The 21028-nt window shown below is 26.6% G+C and carries 26 protein-coding genes and 3 pseudogenes; 1 reads left to right on the top strand and 28 read right to left on the bottom strand.

The features are described from left to right. Positions 1 to 33: 33 nt before the first annotated feature. From LEQ07_RS11370 to LEQ07_RS11310, 14 genes and pseudogenes are all read right to left on the bottom strand, one after another. Positions 34 to 585 carry a tRNA (adenine(22)-N(1))-methyltransferase gene (locus tag LEQ07_RS11370; protein ID WP_263330734.1) on the bottom strand — a complete coding sequence of 184 codons (552 nt, stop codon included), beginning with the start codon at positions 583 to 585 and terminating at the stop codon, positions 34 to 36. A 66-nt stretch (positions 586 to 651) separates the two neighbouring features. Then, a complete protein-coding gene (rpoD, locus tag LEQ07_RS11365) occupies positions 652 to 1734 on the bottom strand; it encodes an RNA polymerase sigma factor RpoD (protein ID WP_442952423.1) in 1083 nt (360 codons plus the stop codon). A gap of 106 nt (positions 1735 to 1840) precedes the next feature. Continuing rightward, positions 1841 to 2254: a hypothetical protein gene (locus tag LEQ07_RS11360; protein ID WP_263330733.1), complete on the bottom strand. Its 414-nt coding sequence runs from the start codon at positions 2252 to 2254 to the stop codon at positions 1841 to 1843. A 71-nt stretch (positions 2255 to 2325) separates the two neighbouring features. Beyond that, the gene (gene dnaG / locus LEQ07_RS11355; RefSeq protein ID WP_263330732.1) at positions 2326 to 3657 is read right to left on the bottom strand and encodes a DNA primase; all 1332 of its coding nucleotides are present in this window, start codon (positions 3655 to 3657) and stop codon (positions 2326 to 2328) included. Positions 3658 to 3926: 269 nt separating this feature from the next. Continuing rightward, positions 3927 to 4700, bottom strand: coding sequence for a 3-deoxy-7-phosphoheptulonate synthase (gene aroF, locus LEQ07_RS11350; protein WP_263330731.1), 774 nt, complete (start codon positions 4698 to 4700; stop codon positions 3927 to 3929). Between the two features lie 81 nt (positions 4701 to 4781). Continuing rightward, positions 4782 to 5185 (bottom strand): annotated as a pseudogene (folK, locus tag LEQ07_RS11345) (2-amino-4-hydroxy-6-hydroxymethyldihydropteridine diphosphokinase). Then, a pseudogene (gene folB, locus LEQ07_RS22595) lies at positions 5178 to 5542 on the bottom strand (dihydroneopterin aldolase). The pseudogenes folK and folB overlap by 8 nt, the downstream one beginning before the upstream one ends. Positions 5543 to 5549: 7 nt before the next feature. Further along, a complete protein-coding gene (gene folP / locus LEQ07_RS11335) occupies positions 5550 to 6341 on the bottom strand; it encodes a dihydropteroate synthase (protein WP_046821507.1) in 792 nt (263 codons plus the stop codon). Positions 6342 to 6436: 95 nt separating this feature from the next. Beyond that, positions 6437 to 6865, bottom strand: coding sequence for a GTP cyclohydrolase I FolE (gene folE / locus LEQ07_RS11330; RefSeq protein WP_332843136.1), 429 nt, complete (start codon positions 6863 to 6865; stop codon positions 6437 to 6439). Positions 6866 to 7155: 290 nt separating this feature from the next. Continuing rightward, entirely contained in the window at positions 7156 to 7632 is a 477-nt protein-coding gene (locus LEQ07_RS11325; RefSeq protein ID WP_263330730.1) for a hypothetical protein, read from the bottom strand. Next, positions 7625 to 8371: an aminotransferase class IV gene (locus LEQ07_RS11320; protein ID WP_263330729.1), complete on the bottom strand. Its 747-nt coding sequence runs from the start codon at positions 8369 to 8371 to the stop codon at positions 7625 to 7627. The genes LEQ07_RS11325 and LEQ07_RS11320 overlap by 8 nt, the downstream gene beginning before the upstream one ends. Next, positions 8361 to 9608, bottom strand: a complete 1248-nt coding sequence (gene pabB / locus LEQ07_RS11315; RefSeq protein ID WP_332843127.1) for an aminodeoxychorismate synthase component I — start codon at positions 9606 to 9608, stop codon at positions 8361 to 8363. Before pabB ends, LEQ07_RS11320 begins: the two co-directional genes overlap by 11 nt. Then, positions 9562 to 9702, bottom strand: coding sequence for a hypothetical protein (locus LEQ07_RS21475; protein ID WP_332843126.1), 141 nt, complete (start codon positions 9700 to 9702; stop codon positions 9562 to 9564). Before LEQ07_RS21475 ends, pabB begins: the two co-directional genes overlap by 47 nt. Continuing rightward, the gene (locus LEQ07_RS11310) at positions 9703 to 10290 is read right to left on the bottom strand and encodes an anthranilate synthase component II (protein ID WP_046821502.1); all 588 of its coding nucleotides are present in this window, start codon (positions 10288 to 10290) and stop codon (positions 9703 to 9705) included. Between the two features lie 218 nt (positions 10291 to 10508). Here LEQ07_RS11310 and LEQ07_RS11305 point away from each other — a divergent pair, with 218 nt between their 5' ends. Continuing rightward, complete coding sequence (locus tag LEQ07_RS11305; protein WP_161794359.1) at positions 10509 to 10673, top strand: hypothetical protein; 165 nt, start codon at positions 10509 to 10511, stop codon at positions 10671 to 10673. A gap of 14 nt (positions 10674 to 10687) precedes the next feature. On the opposite strand, the gene LEQ07_RS11300 is transcribed toward LEQ07_RS11305, so the two are convergent. The 14 genes and pseudogenes from LEQ07_RS11300 to LEQ07_RS11235 form a co-directional block, all read right to left on the bottom strand. Next, entirely contained in the window at positions 10688 to 11011 is a 324-nt protein-coding gene (locus LEQ07_RS11300) for a hypothetical protein (protein WP_046821501.1), read from the bottom strand. Between the two features lie 92 nt (positions 11012 to 11103). Next, a pseudogene (locus tag LEQ07_RS11295) lies at positions 11104 to 11699 on the bottom strand (polysaccharide deacetylase family protein). A gap of 124 nt (positions 11700 to 11823) precedes the next feature. Beyond that, positions 11824 to 12825: a CAP-associated domain-containing protein gene (locus tag LEQ07_RS11290; RefSeq protein WP_263330728.1), complete on the bottom strand. Its 1002-nt coding sequence runs from the start codon at positions 12823 to 12825 to the stop codon at positions 11824 to 11826. Between the two features lie 188 nt (positions 12826 to 13013). Then, positions 13014 to 13826 (bottom strand): MORN repeat-containing protein, encoded by an 813-nt coding sequence (locus LEQ07_RS11285; protein WP_263330727.1) that lies wholly within the window; start codon positions 13824 to 13826, stop codon positions 13014 to 13016. A 348-nt stretch (positions 13827 to 14174) separates the two neighbouring features. Continuing rightward, positions 14175 to 15041, bottom strand: coding sequence for a YitT family protein (locus tag LEQ07_RS11280; protein ID WP_046821497.1), 867 nt, complete (start codon positions 15039 to 15041; stop codon positions 14175 to 14177). Between the two features lie 36 nt (positions 15042 to 15077). Further along, positions 15078 to 15770, bottom strand: coding sequence for an LrgB family protein (locus LEQ07_RS11275; RefSeq protein ID WP_046821496.1), 693 nt, complete (start codon positions 15768 to 15770; stop codon positions 15078 to 15080). Beyond that, positions 15763 to 16137 carry a CidA/LrgA family protein gene (locus LEQ07_RS11270; protein ID WP_263330726.1) on the bottom strand — a complete coding sequence of 125 codons (375 nt, stop codon included), beginning with the start codon at positions 16135 to 16137 and terminating at the stop codon, positions 15763 to 15765. Before LEQ07_RS11270 ends, LEQ07_RS11275 begins: the two co-directional genes overlap by 8 nt. 112 nt (positions 16138 to 16249) lie before the next feature. Further along, positions 16250 to 17224, bottom strand: coding sequence for a WG repeat-containing protein (locus tag LEQ07_RS11265; protein ID WP_052951924.1), 975 nt, complete (start codon positions 17222 to 17224; stop codon positions 16250 to 16252). A 248-nt stretch (positions 17225 to 17472) separates the two neighbouring features. Then, a complete protein-coding gene (locus LEQ07_RS11260) occupies positions 17473 to 18072 on the bottom strand; it encodes a tetratricopeptide repeat protein (RefSeq protein WP_263330725.1) in 600 nt (199 codons plus the stop codon). Positions 18073 to 18117: 45 nt separating this feature from the next. Beyond that, positions 18118 to 18576, bottom strand: a complete 459-nt coding sequence (locus tag LEQ07_RS11255; protein WP_263330723.1) for a tetratricopeptide repeat protein — start codon at positions 18574 to 18576, stop codon at positions 18118 to 18120. A 46-nt stretch (positions 18577 to 18622) separates the two neighbouring features. Continuing rightward, positions 18623 to 18859, bottom strand: a complete 237-nt coding sequence (locus LEQ07_RS11250) for a hypothetical protein (RefSeq protein ID WP_263330722.1) — start codon at positions 18857 to 18859, stop codon at positions 18623 to 18625. 115 nt (positions 18860 to 18974) lie between these two features. Continuing rightward, positions 18975 to 19550, bottom strand: coding sequence for a hypothetical protein (locus tag LEQ07_RS11245; RefSeq protein WP_263330721.1), 576 nt, complete (start codon positions 19548 to 19550; stop codon positions 18975 to 18977). A gap of 53 nt (positions 19551 to 19603) precedes the next feature. After that, positions 19604 to 20251, bottom strand: a complete 648-nt coding sequence (locus tag LEQ07_RS11240; protein ID WP_263330720.1) for a hypothetical protein — start codon at positions 20249 to 20251, stop codon at positions 19604 to 19606. A 314-nt stretch (positions 20252 to 20565) separates the two neighbouring features. Then, positions 20566 to 20994 (bottom strand): protein phosphatase 2C domain-containing protein, encoded by a 429-nt coding sequence (locus LEQ07_RS11235; protein ID WP_332843135.1) that lies wholly within the window; start codon positions 20992 to 20994, stop codon positions 20566 to 20568. Positions 20995 to 21028 lie beyond the last annotated feature (34 nt).

Here is a 21028-nt window from a genome sequence, read left to right as displayed (position 1 = left end):
CATATGCAGATATTTTTTTATTTAAAAATTCAGTTAAAAGTTCGTCCTTTTTTCTATAAGCTTACTTGATACTTCATAATATATTTCGTCTGTAACTTCTGTTTTTCTTCCAGTATATTTAGCTACTATTATCTCATATATTCTAAAGTCTTCTTTTACTAAAACTTCATCTATAACTTCAAATCCGTTATTATAAAGATATTTTCTAAGTTCAGCTTGTGCTTGCATTGGTTGTAATATAAGTTTTTCAGCATTTTGAGCAACACTTTTTTTCGCTTCTATCAGTTCTCCTATAAGTATACCACCCATACCTGCTATTATAATTTCATCCACTTCATTATCATTTAAAACTTCTATTCCTGACCCTAGTCTTAAATCAACTTTGTCATCTAATTTATTATGTCTAACTTCTTTTCTTGCATTTTCTAAAGGCCCTTTATTCACATCTGCTAATATAGCAAAGTCTATCTTTTTTTTATTTAGAAGATAAACTGGTATATATCCATGATCCGTCCCAATATCTGCAATTTTTTTACCTTCATCTACAATGCTTGCTATTTTTAATAATCTATCTGTTAACTTCAATTTTTGTCGTCCTTTCATATATCTTTTGTATACATAAAAATTCGCCTATCATAGACGAATTTTTTATTAATCTAAGTAATCTCTAAGTTTTTTAGATCTACTTGGATGTCTTAATTTTCTTAAAGCTTTAGCTTCTATTTGTCTTATTCTTTCTCTTGTTACATCAAACTCTTTACCTACTTCTTCAAGAGTTCTAGCACGTCCATCTTCTAATCCAAATCTTAATTTTAAAACTTTTTGCTCTCTTTCATTTAACGAACCTAAAACTTCTTCTATTTGCTCTTTTAATAAAGAATATGCTGCAGCTTCTGCTGGAGCTGGAGCATCGTCATCTGGTATAAAGTCTCCTAAATGACTATCCTCTTCTTCACCTATAGGAGTTTCTAAAGATACTGGATCTTGAGCAATTTTCATAATTTCTCTAACCTTATCTTCTGTCATATCCATTTCTTTTGCAATTTCTTCAGGTTTTGGATCTCTACCTAATTCCTGTAATAATTGTCTAGAAACTCTTATTAATTTATTTATAGTTTCAACCATATGAACAGGTATTCTTATAGTTCTAGCTTGGTCTGCTATTGCACGAGTTATAGCTTGTCTTATCCACCATGTAGCATAAGTACTAAATTTAAATCCTTTTGTATAGTCAAACTTTTCAACAGCTTTTATAAGACCTAAATTTCCTTCTTGTATTAAATCTAAAAATAACATTCCTCTTCCCACATATCTCTTTGCTATACTTACAACAAGTCTTAAGTTGGCTTCAACTAATCTTTGTTTAGCTATTTCATCACCTTCATGCATTCTCCTTGCAAGTTCAGCTTCTTCATGAGGCTTAAGTAAAGGTATTTTCCCAATTTCTTTTAAATACATTCTAACCGGGTCATCTATACTTATCCCTTTTGGAAGAGTTAAATCTATTTGTTCAATTTCCATAGTGTTTTCTTCTTTAGATATATCCTCATCAATGCTATCATCTATATCCATGTTTGATATATCCATATCTTCTGAAGTAAACTCTATATCTGCATCAGCTTTTTCTTCTTTCTTTTGAATTACTTCAATCCCTAAGTTTCCAAGTGTTTCATATAAGTTTTCAACTTGATCTTTGTCTAATTCTGTTTCAGAGAAAGCTTCCATTATTTCCATAAGTGTAAGACTTCCTTGTTTTTACCTTTTTCTATAAGTGATTTTGCTGTTATCTCTTTTGATTCTTTTTTGGTGTTTTAGTTTCCATACTTCAGCCTCCCTTCCTTTATATATTTTGTAATGTTTTTCTTAGTTCAACTATCTTTATAGCAATTTCCATAACTTGTACATCTACCTCTTTCGCATTTGAATTATCATTAGACTTTCCATTTTCTAATTCTTTTTGCTTCTTCAATAAATTATCTATATCATTTTGAAGCTTATTTCTTTTTATTTGTTTAACTATCTCTTCTATACTCTTTTTGTCATTAACATTAATGTTTTCTATCTTCATACTATACAAATTCAAAAGATAATCTTCGGGTAAGTTTAAACTTTTTAATTTGTCAATAGTTATTTTATCCATTTCTTCATTTTTAATTATAAATTTTAAAATTTCTTTATTTTCATTTAATGTAAAATCATTTTCATCTAATTTTAAAATTAATAATGTTCTTATTTCTTTTTCTTCTAAAAGCAATCTAATTAATGTTTTTTCTATAATTTCATTTCCATTATTTATTATAGTTGGTCTTTTATATGCATTTTTATCTATTTGAACATGTCTATCATTTTTAAGCTTTTGATTATAATTAGATTTATAACTCTTTCCATAGACTTCTTTTTTAAAGATTCTACACTTATTTTACTTTCTGAGCTTAAAAAGTTTATATAATAATCTATATCAACAGGACTTTTTAAAGCTTTTATTATCTTTGTAGATTCTTTAGTAAACTTTAGTCTTTGTTCATCCTTAGATAAATCATAATTTTCTTTACATTTAACTATTTTATATCTAATATAGTGAACAGCATCTGCTACGGATTGTTGGTATCCTTCAAGACCATATTTTCTTATAAACTCATCTGGATCTTTTACATCTTTTAAATCTAAAACTTTAACATTTATACCTACGCTAGTTAATATATCTGTAGCTCTTAGCGTGGCCTTAACCCCTGCATCGTCTGAGTCATAAGAAATTACAACTGTATCTACATATCTTTTTAATAAATTCCCTTGGTCTATCGTAAGGGCTGTTCCAAGTGTAGCACACACATTTCTTATTCCATATTGATACAATGAAATCAAGTCCATATATCCTTCTACTAGAATTACAGTTCTATCAGTTATATTTTTTCTAGCAAAGTTAAGACCATATAAATTATACTTTTTGTTAAATGCTAGTGTGTCTGGTGAATTTAAATATTTAGGAAGTGAATCATCAAGAACTCTTCCTCCAAAACCTATAACATTTCCTCTATAGTCAAATATTGGAAATATAACTCTGTTTATAAACCTGTCATAATATTTGTTTCCATCTTTTTTATATGTAACGAGCCCACATCCAACAAGTGTTTCTTTATCATAGCCTTTACTAATTAAATATTCCATAAGATTAGTCCATGCCTTAGGTGCATATCCTAAACCAAACTTCTTTATGATTTTATCATCAAGACCTCTTCTTCTTAAATATTCATACCCATAATTTTTCTCTTTAATTAAATTTGAAAAATAATATCTGGCAGCTTCTGTGTTTATGTCTTGAATCTTCTTAACCTTTTCCATCCTAATTTTAGATTGCTCATCCATATTTGTGTTTATTTCTATTCCACAATCTTTGGCTAATAATTTGACGGCATCCATAAATTCAAGATTTTCTATCTTCATAATGAAGTTTATTACATCTCCACCTTCTCCACATCCAAAACATTTATATATTTGTTTTGATGTATTTATATAAAATGAAGGTGTTTTTTCCCCATGAAATGGGCATAATCCTTTGTAGTTTATTCCCGATTGCTGTACTTTAATGTAATCTGATATTACCTTTACTATATCAGATCTAGATTTAATTTCTTCTATTATATCTTTTATATCATTCATATTATCACCTTCTGGTGTAATTTTTTTAACATTACTATTTTACAACATATTAGAAATTTGTCAAATATTCATTATACATAATTCGACTTTTTTTATTCAATTCCTTCTTTTTTATCTAATTTTATTTTTCAATTTAATATATTGATTAGTAAATCTAAATACCACTTTACTATTTTGTATAATTAACATAAATTAAATACTATCTTTTTAATTTTTATAAATTTATTTAAAGAAACAAAAATAAAAGAGGCTTCAAGCCTCTTAATTTTTTATAATTTTTTTATACTTTCCATTAAATCTTTAAACTCTTCAAAATGAAGAGATTGTGCCCCATCTGATAAAGCTTCACCTGGGTTAGGGTGAACTTCAACCATTATACCATCTGCTCCTGCTGCTAATGAAGCTATAGACATTGGTTTAACTAAATATCTAACTCCAGTTGCATGGCTAGGATCTACTATAACAGGAAGATTTGTTTCTTTTTTTATTATAGGTACTGCTGCTATATCTAATGTGTTTCTAGTATAATCATTATATGTTCTTATTCCTCTTTCACACATTATGATTTTATTGTTTCCACCTATTGCAATATATTCAGCTGCCCCTATCCATTCTGTTATTGTAGAGCTTATGCCTCTTTTTAACATTACAGGTTTATCTTGTTTCCCTACTTCACTTAAAAGAGTAAAGTTTTGCATATTTCTAGACCCTATCTGAATTACATCTGCTACTTCATATAACTTGTCTAAGTCTCTAGCATCCATAAGCTCAGTTATAACTGGTAAGTTAGTTTCTTTCTTTACAGCTTTTAAAATTTCTAGTCCTTCTTCTTTTAAACCTTGGAAAGATTTTGGAGATGTTCTTGGTTTAAAAGCTCCACCTCGTAACATATTTGCTCCATTTGATTTTATAAACTTTGCAGTTTCTAAAAGTTGTTCATAACTTTCTATAGCACAAGGCCCTGCCATTATAATTTTATCATTTGGTATTTCTAATTTCTCAGTTATATTTATATTTAAATCATTACTAAATAGATTTTTCATTACCTATAAACTCCTTTACTTCTTCTCTTTCCTCAGTCGTCAAAGATTTTAGGTACTCATTTATACTTATATTATCTATTTTTAGTTTATCATTAAATCTATAAGTGGTATCAATACAAATGCTCTTTCCTTTATTCTTGGATGAGGAATTTCTAAATTTTCTTCTTGTAAAATTATATCATTAAAAAATAATATATCAATATCTATTGTTCTTGGCCCCCATCTGATTTTTCTTTCTCTGTTTAAATCTTTCTCTACACCCTGACAAGCATTTAAAAGTTCATACGGATTTAAGCTTGTCTCTATTTCAATACACATATTCAAAAATCTGCTTGCTCTTTATACCCCCAAGCTTTTGTTTCATAAAGCTTTGACTTTTTAGTTATATTTATATTTGGATTAGAATTTAAAATTTTTAAAGCTTCATTTATATATCTTATTCTATCTCCTATATTAGTTCCTAAACCTAAATAAGACTTACTCATCTCTACTTCTCCTTATCTCAACTCCAAAGTAATCATAAATACCCGGAACAGGAGCTTCTGGTTTTTTCACTCGAACCATAACCTCTTGAATTAATCCAAACTCACCTAAAACCTCTTTAGATATGTTCTCAGCTAAGGCTTCTAGTAAGTTAAATCTTTTATTCTCTACTATTTTTTTACTAACTCATATACATCGCCATAGCTTACAGACTTTTCCATTTGATCGGTTAAGCCTGCTTCTTTTGTATCTATATATAACTCCATATCTATAAAAAACTTTTGTCCTAATACACTTTCTTCTTTAAAAACTCCATGATAGCCATAAAACCCCATATTGTTTAATAATATTTTATCCATTTTATACCTACCTTCTGCATATAGCATCTGCCACTTTTATCGCTCTTATATTTTCTAATACATCATGTACTCTAACAATATCTACTCCAGATTTAATTCCTAATACGGTAGTTGCTATAGTTCCTTCCACTCTATCTTTAGGTTCTAAATCTAAAATTTTTCCTATCATAGACTTTCTTGATGTACCTAGAAGAATTGGATATCCTAGATCTTTTAATTCATCTAGCCTTGCCATAACCTCTATATTTTGTTCTAATGTTTTTCCAAATCCTATACCTGGGTCTAGCACAATTTTTCTATCATCTATTCCAGCACTTTTAGCTATTTTTATACTTTCTATTAAAAATTCCTTGATAGATTCCATTATATCTTTATCATAATCTGTTCCATCTTGATTATGCATTATACATACATGCGCATCATGTTTTGCTATAACACTTGCCATATTTGGATCTTTTCTAAGCCCCCAAACATCATTTATCATATCAGCACCTAACTTTAAAGTTTCTTTTGCTACAATAGCTTTATATGTATCTACAGAAACTTTAACATTTAGCTGTTTTTTTAATTCTTTAACAACTGGTAAAACTCTTCTCAATTCTTCTTCAGCATCTACTATTTGGTGTCCTGGTCTAGTTGATTCTCCACCTAAATCTATTATATCTGCTCCACTATCTATCATTTCTTTGGCATGATTTAAAGCTTTTTCTATACTTGTATAACTTCCTCCATCTGAAAAGCTATCTGGAGTAACATTTAAAATTCCCATTATATAAGTTTTTTTGCCATATTCAAACATCTAACCGCTCCTATCTCATGTTAATTAAGCTCATAGCTTCTGCTCTTGCAGCTATGTTCTTTTCAAATATACCTCTTACTGCCGATGTTATAGTTTTAGATCCTGGTTTTTACGCCTCTCATAGTCATACACATATGTTCAGCTTCAACCACAACTATAACTCCATATGGTTTTAATTCTTTCATTATAATGTCTGCAGTGTCTTTAGTTATTCTTTCTTGAAGTTGAGGTCTTTTCGCTAAATCTTCAATTACTCTAGCTAATTTAGAAAGTCCTGTTAATCTTCCATCTTTAGGTAGGTAAGCAACGTGAGCTTTGCCAAAAAACGGAACCAAGTGATGTTCACAACAAGAATAAAAAGGTATATCTTTAACTAAAACTAATTCTTCATGTTCTTCAGATTGGAAAAGTATTTTCAAATGATCTCTAGGGTCTTTATGTATTCCTGAAAATATCTCTTCATACATTTTCGCAACCCTGCTTGGAGTATCTAGTAATCCTTCTCTATTTGGATCTTCACCTATTGCTTCTAAAATATCTCTTACAGCATTTTCTATTTTTTCTTATCTACATTATGCATATAATTGCCCCCCTTAAAATTAGTAATTATTTTTCACATCTAATCTTTTTTAAATACATATTCATATACTTTTTTAAGATTGTTATAGTTATAGTCTTTATACACGTTTTTTTGACAATTCAAATAATTTTTTTTCATTTTCACTTAAATATTTAAATATTTTTTTATCCTTAGGCATCCATTTGCCACTTCTAATAAAGTATCCCTTTATTATATCTTTTAGATATATATTAGTCAAAAACTCATATTCATAATTTTCAAAATCATCTTTTTCTCTAGCCTAGATATATTCTCTAGTATAGTGTTTTCCATTACAAGTAATTCTTCATTAGATAATTTTTTAGGCCCTTCATCATATTTTTCTTTAGATAAGTAAATTAGTTTATCAGATATATTTTTTTTATCATATACAACTTTTGCATCTTTCATTTCATTTATAAAAAAGTATTCTTTTTTCTCCAGCATAAAGTTAGTATATCTTTTAGAAAATTTATTAATATCCAATTCTATACCATTTAATTGTTCTTGTTCTCTAATTTGATCTTCATTTTGTTCACAAACTATAAAAAGATCTATATCCGTTATATTTTCAATATTTTTTTTATTATATATATCTTTACTTGATCCTACTAAAAATATAGCAATTGTATTTTCATCCTCTTTAATATTTTTTATTTTTTGCTCATAGGCTTTGATAAAGTTTTTAATCATTAATTTTGCTCCATAATCTTTCAAAAGTATTATTAAAACATTCGAATTTTATTTTATTTATTTGACTTACTTTCATAGCTCCCATTAAACTATTACTTAAAAAACAAAACTCAAATTTTTCTATATCCGTTATTTTTATATCACATTCTTCTATATTAATTTTTAGTTCTACACATAACTCCATAATCCTTCTTTTCATAGTTCCATTTAAGATAGGTAGCCTTTCATGTGGAGTATATATTTTATCTTCTTTTATAAAAAATATATTACTCATAGAACACTCTAAAATTCTGCCACCATAATCTGTAAAAATAGCATCATCACACCCATTATTAACCGCAAACTTTTTACTATATATGTTTTCAAAATAATTAGTAGTTTTATGCCTATATATTATGCTATCTCCTCTTGTTATAGGTGATATACATAGATTAAATCCCTTATTATACATATCCTTATTATAATTAATATCTCTAGTTGATAGGTTGTACCCTTCATCAAACATAGTTAATCTAAGAGCTTTATTGTTTATTTTTTCACATTTTATATATTCTATTATTTTTGTTTCTATAAAACTTCTACTTTCCTTTATATCTAAGTCTAAATCGTTTATAGATTTAAATATTCTATCTAGGTGCAAACTTAAAAACATAGGATGTCCATCTTTGATTTTTATTGTTTCAAATACTCCAATCCCAAATTTAGTTAATTGGCTATTAACTGACACACTATTCTTCATAATATCCTCTAACTGCCTTCATTATAGATTTAGCTTTATCTAATGTTTCTTGATATTCTTCTTCTGGATTAGAGTCCCATGTTATTCCTCCACCAACTTGGAAAAATATATTTTCATCTTTTTTTATCAAAGTTCTTATCGCAATATTAAAATCCATATCTCCATTAAACCCTATGTATCCAACTGAACCTGTATATACGTTTCTCTGAGTAGGTTCTAATTCATCTATTATTTCCATAGCTCTTATTTTAGGGGCCCCTGTTATTGATCCTCCAGGAAATGTTGCTTTTATTACATCTGTACTACTTAAAGAATCTTTAAGTTTTCCAGTTACCGTAGATACTAAATGACTAACATTTGCATAAGGTTCTATAACAAATAACTCTGGAACCTTAACGCTTCCTATTTCAGATATTTTTCCTAAGTCGTTTCTTTCTAAGTCTACTATCATAAGTAGTTCAGACTTGTCTTTTTCACTATTTCTTAATTCTTCTTGAAGTCTAATATCTTCTTCTACTGTTTTTCCTCTAGGTCTAGTCCCTTTTATAGGTCTTGCCTCTATTGTATTATCTATACATTTAATAAATCTTTCTGGTGAATTTGATAAAACTTGATAGTTTTCGAAATTTAAAAAAGCAGCAAATGGAGCTTTACTTACATCACGTAATCTCTTATATAATTGATAACTCGATAAATTAGTTTTTCCAGAAAATCGCTGAGTCAGATTTGCTTGGTATATATCACCTTGTTTTATATAGTCTCTGACTTTTTCTATTGCATTTATATACTCGCTTTTTTTGAAATTAGAGTTTAATTTAACTTTATCTGTGTATTCATTTATCTCAAATTTTAAATCTTTTTTATCAGCATTTAAAATCTTCATTTCTATATCTTTTAATATATCCAGCTCAACTTGTTCATCAATACCAGGAGTTGCTATAAAGGTCTTATTCACTAAGTGGTCTACAACTATTACAAAATTGTAAAAACCAAAATATAAATCATATACATTTGTATCATCTATAGCTGTTCTTGGCAATTTCTCTATGTAATTTCCTATATCATAAGATAAGTATCCTACTGCTCCTCCTATAAACGGAATTTCAGTATTATTTTCTACTTTATATCTATCTAATTTTTCTTTTAGTTTATCTAACGGATTATCTTCACAATTTTTTAACTTTATACAATCAAATGGTCTTGAACTTATAAATGAGTATCTTCCCAATTTTTTCATCCATACCACTATCTAATATAAAACTATCTTTTTCATCTTTAAATAAAGTATATATTTCAAATGCACCTAGATCTGTATAAATTTCTTTTAACATCTATTTGACCTCCTCATTTCCTCTAAATTGATTTATAAAATTCCTTAATATATCATGTCCTTGCTCAGATAAAATAGCTTCTGGATGGAACTGAACGCCTTCTATATGGTATTTTTTAGATCTAACTCCCATAATCTCTCCATCTTTTGTCTTTGCTGTAACTTCTAACTCATCCGGCAATGAACTTTCATCTATTATTAGAGAATGATATCTAGTCACATTCAATGGATTTTTTAAATTTTTAAATACACCTTTATTTATATGTTCTATCGGATGCACTTTTCCATGGACAGGCTGATTAGCTTTTATTACATTTCCACCAAATGCATGTCCTATTATCTGATGTCCTAAGCATATTCCTAAAATTGGTTTAATTCCTTTAAAATGCTTTACTAAATCAACACATATACCTGCCTCCTTAGGAGAACAAGGCCCTGGTGATAAAACAATAATTTCAGGATCTAGATTTTCTATATCTTTTATAGTTATTTCATCATTTCTTCTTACTATTATTTCTTCTCCTAGTTCACCTAAAAACTGAACTAAATTATAAACAAAAGAATCATAATTATCTATCATTAATATCATAAAATACCCCCTCCATCTCAAACAAACTTCATAAAATTTATTTTATTTTTTATTTTTTTATTTTTCTTACAAGTTAATTATATCTTTGTTGAGAAATCCATGTCAATATAGTCGTTTTTGGTGAAATTATTGGTAATATGTTGAGTATATTTATTTTGCTTAATCAAAAACTATTATTGATATAATTACTAATTTATACATTATCAGGAGGCTTTGCAATGAATAAATATATTATAATAAGATCTGATACAAAATCAATATCTTCACCTATGTCTAAAAAAGAAGCCTTAAAGACTATGAAATCTTATGATAGACAAGGAATATCATCTTTAATAATATATGAAAATAAAGAAATTAATTTAAACTTTTCTAGAATTAGATAAATTAAAAAAGGAGCTTAACAGCTCCTTTTAGTCCATCTATAACCTACGTTATAATATTTTTCTTTCTTTCCTTTTTTACTTCTAGTTTCTATAAGTTCATTTATCTTTTCAACGTATTTATCATCATTAGTTAACCTGATTAAACTAGTTAGATAATATGCATTTGTGCTTTTTGGTATCTTTTTATTTATGACTAAGTCTATAGCCTTTTTAGCTGCGTTAAAGTTTTTTAAATGTGTATGTCCTTCTTCAAATGTTTTCTTGGTGTTATAAGCTATATAACCTTCTTTAACTTGAAATATTATGAATTCTTTTTTTTCAAATACTTTATTATACATACACTTCATCCTTTTTAGAAATAGTCTTATTATATAGTATTAAAATTTCTAAAAAAGTGAATCTATTTTTAATTTTTTATATTAAATTTATTTTATTCATAAAGTTCTGACACAGTTACAAATTTATAACCTCTTTTTTGCATTTCAGGTATAAATATATCTAAAGCTTCCACAGTGTTATTTGTAGCGTAATCATGAAGCAAAATTATATCTCCATTTTCAACATTATTTATTATTTCATTTGCTATATTAGTTGCTCCTGGATTTTTCCAATCCTTTGCATCTACATGATCCCATAATACAACTTTATATCCGTGTTTTTCTGCTATTTTCGCTAATTCTTCCTTTTTGAAACTTCCATATGGGGGTCTAAATAAAGTCGGTTTTTTACCTGTTACTTTGACTATTATTTCCTCACATTTTAAAATTTCTTTTTCCAATTGATCATTTGATAAGTTTGAAATATCAGGATGATTAAAAGTGTGATTTCCTATCTCATGCCCTTCTTTACTGGCTCTAATAAGCGGTTTGCTATACCAATTCGCATGTTTTCCAGCTATAAAAAAGTAGCTTTTACATCATGTTTTTTTAACACATCTAAAACTTCATCAGTTTCTTTTGGATGAGGTCCATCATCAAAAGTTATAGCTAAATATTTTTTATCTCTAGGTCCATTTTTTATGAACACTTCTTCATTTTTTCACAAAATGATACTTTAGTAATGGATATCATAAAAAATGCAGCTATTAAAATTATTGAGTACAGTCTAATTTTTTTATTTTTCATGTTTGTACTTCCTTTCATTATGTCAATTATTCACTAAAAAAGTTTTGAGTATAATATAATTTATAATGTCCTCCAAAACTAACTCCTACTCCTATATTTTTATAGTCACCTAAAATATTTTTTCTATGCCCTATAGAGTTCATTAATGCTTCATGGGCATAAATAGCATTTATTTGCCCTGCAGCTATATTTTCACCAGCTAAACTGTATCTTATGTGTTCTTTTTTCATTCTATTGAAAGGACTTTCTCCTTTTTTATTTTCATGGTCAAAATAGTTTTCATCCCTCATATCTTCGCTGTGTTTTAAAGCACTAACACTAGCTTTAGAATTAAAGCTTAATCTATTTAAATTTTCTCTATCTCTAACACTATTTATAAGATCTATAGTTTGTTTTTCAAAACTATCTTTTAACTCTTTACTGTATTTAGGATAAATGTCTTTTGAACTTTCTTCTATGTACTTGTCTATAATCTGATATGATGTAACTTTACTTTCATTGTATAAATCGTAAAATACAGTAATATATTTATTATCTTCTATAAAAATATCAAATTGATCTCTAGAATCAATCATAAATTTAGTGTTTCCTTTTTTCTTATATTCTATTGATTTATGATTTTCTCTAGTAACGTCAATACTATCTCCGAGTTTTATACCATTCATATCTGATGAGTCTATAGAATTGCTATAAAGAGCTACTACTTTTTGGTTTTTTATTCCTACCATAACAAAATTGCTTTTAATATTATTGTAAACATACCAAGTAAAGTCATACTCACTTATGTCTTTTCTACTAGGATTCCCAATTTTGCTTATTACACTTTCCTCATTATCTCCAAGTTTAATTTCAATATATCTCTTTATATTTGTGTCATTTAAAGATACAACAGCTTTTACATCTTCATTTTTACTTGCATCTCTAATTTCTTCATTTTGTTTAAAATTCAAATCAAAATTAATATTTGCCTTATTTATAAATACACATGTAGTCAATATAAATATCATTAAGTATAAAATTTTTTTCAAACAATCACTTCCTCGTTATAATAACTATTTGTAACGTTTTTTAATTATATACATTTATTTATATTTATATTCTTAGTTTAGCAAATAAAATAAGTGCAAAACTCAGTTCACTTTAGTGGCTATATGCACTAACACTTAATTATAATCTCCTTAAACGAAAAAATAGACTAGTCTCTAAATCTGCTAGTCTATTTTATACTTGATATAAGTTCATCTAAACTTTTGTTAAAAATACTTGGCTTGTCGAACTTCCAATTTCCTTGATAAGATATTTCATCATTTATATAAAAAGTTCCAAATCCATGTCTTTTACCGTGTTTAAATTCACCTACATATCTTTTATTATCTGGCCATGTGTAAACACCTTGACCATGAGGTAAATTATTCTTAAACTCGCCTTCATATATTATAAATCCATTATAATCATAACAAGTTCCTATTCCTTCCATTTTTCCATGTTTAAATTCACCTATATACATACCACTATCTTTCCATGTATATATCCCATGACCTTCTTTTTTACCATGTTTCCAATTACCTAAATATTCATCATCACTTGCATAAATCATTTTTCCTATGCCTTCCATTACATCATCTTTCCATTGACCTATATACAAACACTTATTAGGTAATTCACATATTCCATTTCCATTTTTCATATCTTCTTTAAAATCACCTACATATTCAAGTTCACTTCCATCATTTTGTAAAAAAATATATGTTCCTTTTCCTGTCATTTGTCCATCTATTAATTTGCCTATATATCTATCTCCATTATAGAATGTATGTATTCTACCGGAAGCTTTTTCACTAGAATTATCTGTATTGGGCACTTGTATACCTTGACCATTTTCTAATGCTAGTATCTCTTGTTTGCAGTGCGATGATTTTTTCAATCTAAACTTATTTAAAAAACTTATACGCTTAACTTCTTTTTCTATGTTATGTACAGTTTTTTTATATATTTCTATTAAGTCTTTATTATTTACTTCTGCATTCATATAACTACCCCACCACTTCCAAATTACATTTTTTCATGTTTAATATTATTATATATTAAAATTCTACTTTTTTTCTATAGTTTCACTAAATTTTAGCCTTTTAAATAAACAAAATAAAACAAAGAGCTCACAAAACTGTATGCTCTTTGTTTTATTTTTTAATCTTGATTTAAATTTTTCTAGTAATCCGATCTAAATTTTTTACGCACAAATAAAAATTTACACTCTAGAAACTATTATGTATATATTTTATAGTCAATCCGAATTAAACAAATCTAGATATTGTTAAGTGATGATTCCATACATCACATAATCTATTTATCTTTATTTTTATTTTTTATACATATTTTATAAATATTTTTCTTTAAATCCTCTACCTTTAACTTCATTTACATCATTTACTGATATAAATGCTTTTTTATCATGCTCTAATGCTATATCTTTAATCTTAGGTATTTCATTAGAATCAACTATACAATATATTATTTGTTTTTTCTCATGAGTATAAGCGCCTTCAGCTTCTATTAACGTAACCCCTCTTATAAGATCTTTCATTATACATTTTGCAATTTCTTCACTTTTACTAGAAATTAGCATAACTGATTTTTGATTATTCATCATATCTTTTACTATATTCATAGAGTATACATTTAAAAACATCGCAATTAAAGTGTACATAGCTAGTTCTAGTCCAAATAAGCTAGCTCCAATACAAACTATTAAAAAGTTCATAAAAAGTCCAGTATCTTTCATAGCAATGTTTTTCTTTACTTTTAAAATAGCTGCTATTATATCTGTTCCACCTAATGATGATTTAGCCTTAAATACGATTCCTAATCCTACACCACCTAATATACCTCCGTATACAGTTTGGAGTAATACATCATTTACAGGTATATAGTGACCTATATTTTGAGTTATACCTAATATAAAAGAAAATAAAATCATGTTGACTAAACTTGTTATGCAGAATTCTTTTTCCAAGAAAATAAAACCTAATATGAATATAGGTATGTTAATTAAAAATGATAATACCCCTATATTCATGTGAGTTACAAAGTTTAATGCAACTGATAATCCAGCAACCCCTCCACCTAATAAGTGTGCTGGTTTTAAAAATCCATTTATACCTATCGAGGAAATAGTTATTCCAATTATTATAACTAGGTATCTAAGTGCTATATTTTCTTCTAATGTGTTGTTGACCTGACTCATTATAATTCTCCCTTCAAAATCAGTTAATGTATAATATTATTTTAAAAAGTTTATTAGTATAGGTATTAGTATTACCGTTATTGTTCCTGATATCCCTATAGCTAATCCGCTCATTGCCCCTTCAATTTCACCTAATTCTAAAGCCTTCGTAGTCCCTAGAGCATGTGATGCTGTTCCCAATGCAATCCCTTTTGATACTGGATGCTTAGTGTTTATAAATTTAAATATAGGCGTTGCTATCATAGCTCCTACTATACCCGTTAAAATTATAGCAACAATAGTTACAGACTCAATTCCTCCTAATGTAGAAGTCAAAGAAATTCCCATAGGCGTAGTTATAGATTTTCCTAATAATGAGTCCATTATTAATTTATTAGAATTTGTTAATCTGCTTATAACTACTATACTTGCAAATGAAATTAAAACACCTGTTGTTATTCCTATTATAATTTCATGTAAATGTTTCTTTAATAAATCATATTGTTTATATAGAGGTATTGCTAACACTATAGTTACAGGTGATAAGAAAAAGTTTATAGTATCTCCTCCTATTTTATAACTTTCATATGAAATATGACTTAACTTTAAAAATAATATTATTCCTAAAATAGCTAGTAGCAAAGGGTTGAATACAGCTAATTTTGTTTTCTTTTGAATATACACTCCTATACTGTAAAATACTATAGATACTACAATTCCAAATATAGGTGTCTGTAATACGTTATACATTTTCTTGTCCTTTCTTGCTCTTTATTTCTATCATTTTTTCAACGACGATAGCAGTTATAACCATAACTAAAGTAGTACTAATTATTATTGTAGCAGCTAAAACTATAATATTTGAACCAATTAAATCTAGTGAATTGATAAGAGACACCCCTGCAGGCACGAAAAAGATAGCCATATTATCTAAAAAGAAGTTTCCAAGTTCTTCTATAGATTCGACTTTTATAATTTTAGATTTTAAGAGTACAAATAATATAACCATTCCTATTATACTTCCAGGTATAATAATTATATTTGATAAAAATGAACTAATGTATTCTCCTACAGCCCATATCGCTAGTATTAGAGCCAGTTGTCTTAGTAATTTCATTTATCTTCTCCTCTTTTTTTTGTAAAATTAAAGGGATATTTCCTACCCCCTTTAACTTCCATATATATATTACTACTATATGTTTATTTTTCAAACTTAATTTTAGTATGTTTTACCCTAATTTTATCAAAATTTCTCCATTTTTATCTATATAGTTATTGTTATCTCCATCAATTATCTGTGCATATCCATTTTCAAAATCTGAAACTGATTTTAAGGTAGGAAGTATTTTTATTTTTCCTTCTTTATTTAAAAATCCCCATAGACCTCCTTTGGGTATACTCATACCCCTAGTAAGTGCATTTGAGCCTATATTAAATCTTGCTAAACCATCATAAAATTCACATGCATAGTCAAATATAGGTTCAATAACTATTTCACCTGATGTATTTATATATCCCCACTTATCATTTATACATATAGGAGCTAACCCCTCACTAAATGATTTAGCCCTATCAAATTTAAAGTCTATTATTTGTTCTCCATATTTATTTAAATAACCCCATTTATCATTTAACCTTACTCCTGCCAACCCTTGCGAGAAATCATTAGCTATATCAAACTTAGGTTTTATAATAAACTCTCCAGTCTTATCTATATAACCATATTTATTCTTAGTTTCAACTAAAGATATACCTTCTTTAAATTGATTAACATAGCTAAATGTAGGTTCTATTACAACTTCTCCTTTTTTATTTATGTAGCCCCATCGTTTATTTATTTTTATTGAGGCCATTTCCTCACTAAAATTTGATGCAGCTTCAAATTTTACATCTATAACTTGATTTAAGTTTTTATCAAAAAAACCATATTTCCCATCAATCTTAACTCGTGATAATCCTTCGCTAAAATCTGATGCACTATCTAGATGCAAAAATATATTATTATATCCATTTTCATCCATATAACCGAAGACCCATCTAACAGATTTCCCAATACGTTTGATATAAGTTACAATACAATAACCATCTCTAAATCGTTCTGATACATATTTAAATTTTGGCTTTATAACTATATTGTTGTTTTTATCTATAAAACCATATTTTCCATCTCTTAGTATAGGAAGAAACAATTTTTTAGGTGACATATATTACCTCCTTTTTTTATTATTAATCACTTCTCTAATAATTAATATTATATTTTTTAATTTCCTATACTAATTTTCAAATATAAATAACTAATTTATAAAATTTAATACCCTTATTTCACGAACAACTTAATATTTTATTTAGATTTTTATACTAAAGATATTTTTCTATATAGAAAAATATCATTAATCATACATAGTTTTAGTAAATATAGATTATTAAAACAAAAAAAGAGTGCACAGCACTCTTATCTTTCTTTTAATATTGATTCTACTTGTGAGTTATTATACATACTGTCCGGGTCTTCAGCTCTTAAACTATAGAAAGTTTGTTGAGCTTTTTCTAAGTCTCCTTGCTTATAGTAAATCATACCCATATTATAATAACTATCATCATAATAATTATCTGATGGCTTATAAGTATTTACATATTTTTTATAATATTTTATAGCTTCTTCATTATTTTTAGTTTTTTCATTTAATTGAGCTAATTGGTATATAGATTCTGATATATATTTCTTTGTTTTACCATTTTTAACTACTAACTCTAAATACTTTATAGCATCTTCATTCTTTCCTTCTTTTTTAAGATCCATAGCTTTATTGAAAAGTTCTTCCTCATCTCCAACTATAACTTCAGATTTAGATTGATCTTCTTTTGTTTTGTCAGTTTCAGTTTTAACTTCTTTTAATTCATCTTTTGTTTTATCTAACTTTTCACTTGTTTCAGTTAACTTTTCTTCTTTTGCAGCTACCTGGTCATTAAGGTTATTTAACTTTTTCTTATTATTTAAGTATAAAGCTCCAATTGCTAATACTAATACAGCTATTAATGTGTATAATGGCATATGACTTTTCTGTTTTTAGGCGATTCTTTCTTTTCTTCTTCTTTTTTAGGAGTTTTTACAATTTCTTTTCAATAATAAGTTATCCTTATCAACTTCTCTTAACTTATCCATATACTCATTAGCTTTTACATTATCCCCTAGTTTTTCATATATTAAATGTAAAATTAAATAAGGTTCTATAAGTTCAGGTTCTTCCGTTCTTATATTTTCAAGTATTTGTATACTTTCTTGGTAGAATTCATTATTTACAAATCTTACAGCATGATTATATCTACTTAAAAATATATTAAATTCTTCTGAACTTAATATACTTACATACTTCTTGGCTAATTCATTATTATCATAACACGAACTTTTGTAAAAACTTTCAAATGCTTCATCAAAATTGCATTTTAAAAGTTTCAGTAACCCTTTTAAGTTTAAAATATCTACATCTTTAGGATTTAGTTCTAATGCTTCTTCTATTATATCAATAGCACTAGTCATAAATTTTCTTTGGATCATATTTAATGCTTCATTATACTTTTTATAAGATTCTAGCTTTAATTCTCTAGTATCTTCTTTTTTGTTTTTTAGTCTTATGTTTTAAGTTTAGTATAGTTTCATCTTTACTATTACTTGTTACATACGTTTTTTTAAGCGTTTTCAAAGTTTCATGTATTTCTTCATCATCTATGTTAAAAAAAGTAGTATCATTACTATCTTCACTTATTAACGATATATCAATTATTTTTTTATGTAAATTTTTTATATCGTTTTCTATATTTAACTTTAAAATAATAATCACCCTCTCTCAAAAATATCATACTATTAAAATACCATATTAAATCAAATTAGTCAAAAGTATACATTTTTTTACAAAATTCAAACAAAAAAAATAAAAGCGTGATTTCACGCTTTTATTAAAATTTCTTTACACTATTTTCATCCACTTTGTAAATATCTTTTGAATATGGATTTATTAGGTAAATTTCTTTAGACTTAAAGAATCCTCTATTTACTACAGCATAGTAATATATATCATTTTTCTTTCCAATAAATTTATTAATCACTTCTAGATTATCTACATATTTTAATGATTTTTCTTTATCTTCAATCGTTACGTGTTTAAACTTTTCATTTTTTTCATTTAATTTTTTTTCTAAAATACTTTGAGCTGTATTTTTACTTATAGTAAATTCTACAGTTCCATTTGGTGTAGCTCTCCAGTGTCCATCTCCATATTTATTATTATAAGATTTTTGTTCATCTAGATATGAATATACATTCTTATTTCTAGGATCAATTAAAAATTCATCTATTTTATCTTTACCTACAAATGTTTCAGCATAGTAGTATTTACTTCCGTTTAACATTTGTTGGAATATATTAGCTTTTAAATCCGCTATATCTATTCCGCTTTTTTTAGATATTAACTGCACTACTTCCTCATTCGTCATATTATACATTTCTAAGTTTTTCTCAAATTCTGAAGACATCTTATCTAATTCCTCATCATCTAAGTAATATTGCTTTAGATAATCTATATACTCTAAAGCTTTTGATAATTTCCATTTTTATTTTCTGTTTTTGCAATTTCTACATAATAGTCATACATTTCTTTTATACATTCTTCTTTTTTGTCCTGAGCTAATTCATAGTATCTCTTATCATCAGTTATAACTTTATCAAAATCTTCAATGGCTTCTTTGTACATTTTCTTATTTTGATTTTCTAAACCTTCATTATAAATTTTTCTTGAATCTTCTATCACATCTATTTTTTTTGCATATACATATATTTCATTTTTAGATATTTTCAATGTTGATACTGCTTGTATATATCCAATTGCTATATTGTAGCTTATTTTTTCTTGTAAATATAAATCATTTACTCTTTTGGCTTGATTAATTATACTATCGGTATCTATGTAAACTGTATCTAATTCATTAATTATATTTATTAGTGAAATAAAGTAATCCTTACCTATCTCTCCTTTTATATATTTATCTCCATATGTTACAAGTATTTTATTTACTTTCTTAGATAAGTTTTTACTAAGTCTATTCATTTTAGTGTCTGAAAACTCTTCTTTAATTTTATCATAGTACGATATTGCCTCTGAGTAATTTCTTTTTTCTATGTATCCTACAAGCTTATTACTTTCACTACCTACGCTAAAATTATCAGCAGTAAACATTATAAATATTCCTATCAAAATTATGCCTAAAACAGTCAATGCAGATTTTATTATTATTTTATTGTTTCTATCTATAAATTCTACTATTTTCCAAAAAAACCTTTCATAATCAATCTCTTACCTTCCTTTAACAGCAATATAAATGTTTTACTATTAATTATACCATATATATCTAGTATTAACTATATTTTCTAATTTATATCAAAAAAACAACATATTATTTCAATGTTGTTTGTAATATAAAAATTATGCTTATATCATCCTTGCTATTGTTAGTTGATAAGTTTTCTAAATATTTTTTTATATGTTTTTTTTTAAATTATATTTAGTAAATACATTTTTCTATACTGACTTATAGTATACTTCAAAGTTTCATCTAAATCTTTATAAGTTTTAAAACTATTTGTAAACCCATCTGAAAATAATATTATAGAGTCAATATATGCTTTATTAACTTTTTCTATCTTTAAATCTATATACCTGTAAGCATCATCTAAATACATTGAATTTAAAACCCCTTTTACCTTACTTGCTTTTGTATATTCCACTAAATTAAACTCGTTATCATATTCAATTATATCTCCATCTCCTATTTGCAAGTAGAGTTTAACGTTATCTGTTAGTAAAACTCCTATAAGAGTTGTTCCATAAAGTACATAATCTATATCATATACATTTGGAATTTTAGTTTTGTAGTGACTTATAACATAATCTCTCCATTTTTTTTGAATATTTTTTTCTATTCTTTTATCTTTTTTTAATTCTTTAATTAATTAT

The sequence above is a fragment of the Paraclostridium sp. AKS73 genome, from assembly GCF_025671395.1.
Classification (GTDB): Bacteria; Bacillota; Clostridia; order Peptostreptococcales; family Peptostreptococcaceae; genus Paraclostridium; species Paraclostridium benzoelyticum.
Note: the sequence above shows the minus strand (reverse complement) of the source record. Positions and strands in the feature narration are given on the sequence as shown.

Bases quoted from the DNA above. Each gene is read 5' to 3' on its own strand.
- LEQ07_RS11245 (WP_263330721.1), bottom strand. From the start codon at position 19,550: ATGTCTTCAGAATTTGAGAAAAACTTAGAAATGTATAATATGACGAAT.
- LEQ07_RS11255 (WP_263330723.1), bottom strand. From the start codon at position 18,576: ATGATCCAAAGAAAATTTATGACTAGTGCTATTGATATAATAGAAGAA.
- LEQ07_RS11285 (WP_263330727.1), bottom strand. From the start codon at position 13,826: ATGAATGCAGAAGTAAATAATAAAGACTTAATAGAAATATATAAAAAA.
- rpoD (WP_442952423.1), bottom strand. From the start codon at position 1,734: ATGGAAATAATGGAAGCTTTCTCTGAAACAGAATTAGACAAAGATCAA.
- aroF (WP_263330731.1), bottom strand. From the start codon at position 4,700: ATGAAAAATCTATTTAGTAATGATTTAAATATAAATATAACTGAGAAA.
- LEQ07_RS11305 (WP_161794359.1), top strand. From the start codon at position 10,509: ATGAATAAATATATTATAATAAGATCTGATACAAAATCAATATCTTCA.
- dnaG (WP_263330732.1), bottom strand. From the start codon at position 3,657: ATGAATGATATAAAAGATATAATAGAAGAAATTAAATCTAGATCTGAT.
- LEQ07_RS11275 (WP_046821496.1), bottom strand. From the start codon at position 15,770: ATGTATAACGTATTACAGACACCTATATTTGGAATTGTAGTATCTATA.
- LEQ07_RS11240 (WP_263330720.1), bottom strand. From the start codon at position 20,251: ATGTTTACTGCTGATAATTTTAGCGTAGGTAGTGAAAGTAATAAGCTT.
- LEQ07_RS11310 (WP_046821502.1), bottom strand. From the start codon at position 10,290: ATGATATTAATGATAGATAATTATGATTCTTTTGTTTATAATTTAGTT.
- LEQ07_RS11270 (WP_263330726.1), bottom strand. From the start codon at position 16,137: ATGAAATTACTAAGACAACTGGCTCTAATACTAGCGATATGGGCTGTA.
- LEQ07_RS11300 (WP_046821501.1), bottom strand. From the start codon at position 11,011: ATGTATAATAAAGTATTTGAAAAAAAAGAATTCATAATATTTCAAGTT.
- LEQ07_RS11265 (WP_052951924.1), bottom strand. From the start codon at position 17,224: ATGTCACCTAAAAAATTGTTTCTTCCTATACTAAGAGATGGAAAATAT.
- folP (WP_046821507.1), bottom strand. From the start codon at position 6,341: ATGTTTGAATATGGCAAAAAAACTTATATAATGGGAATTTTAAATGTT.
- LEQ07_RS11280 (WP_046821497.1), bottom strand. From the start codon at position 15,041: ATGAGTCAGGTCAACAACACATTAGAAGAAAATATAGCACTTAGATAC.
- LEQ07_RS11260 (WP_263330725.1), bottom strand. From the start codon at position 18,072: ATGCCATTATACACATTAATAGCTGTATTAGTATTAGCAATTGGAGCT.
- LEQ07_RS21475 (WP_332843126.1), bottom strand. From the start codon at position 9,702: ATGTTAAAAGAAATTTATACAGATCTAGGTGCATTTGAAATATATACT.
- LEQ07_RS11320 (WP_263330729.1), bottom strand. From the start codon at position 8,371: ATGAAGAATAGTGTGTCAGTTAATAGCCAATTAACTAAATTTGGGATT.
- LEQ07_RS11325 (WP_263330730.1), bottom strand. From the start codon at position 7,632: ATGATTAAAAACTTTATCAAAGCCTATGAGCAAAAAATAAAAAATATT.
- pabB (WP_332843127.1), bottom strand. From the start codon at position 9,608: ATGAAAAAATTGGGAAGATACTCATTTATAAGTTCAAGACCATTTGAT.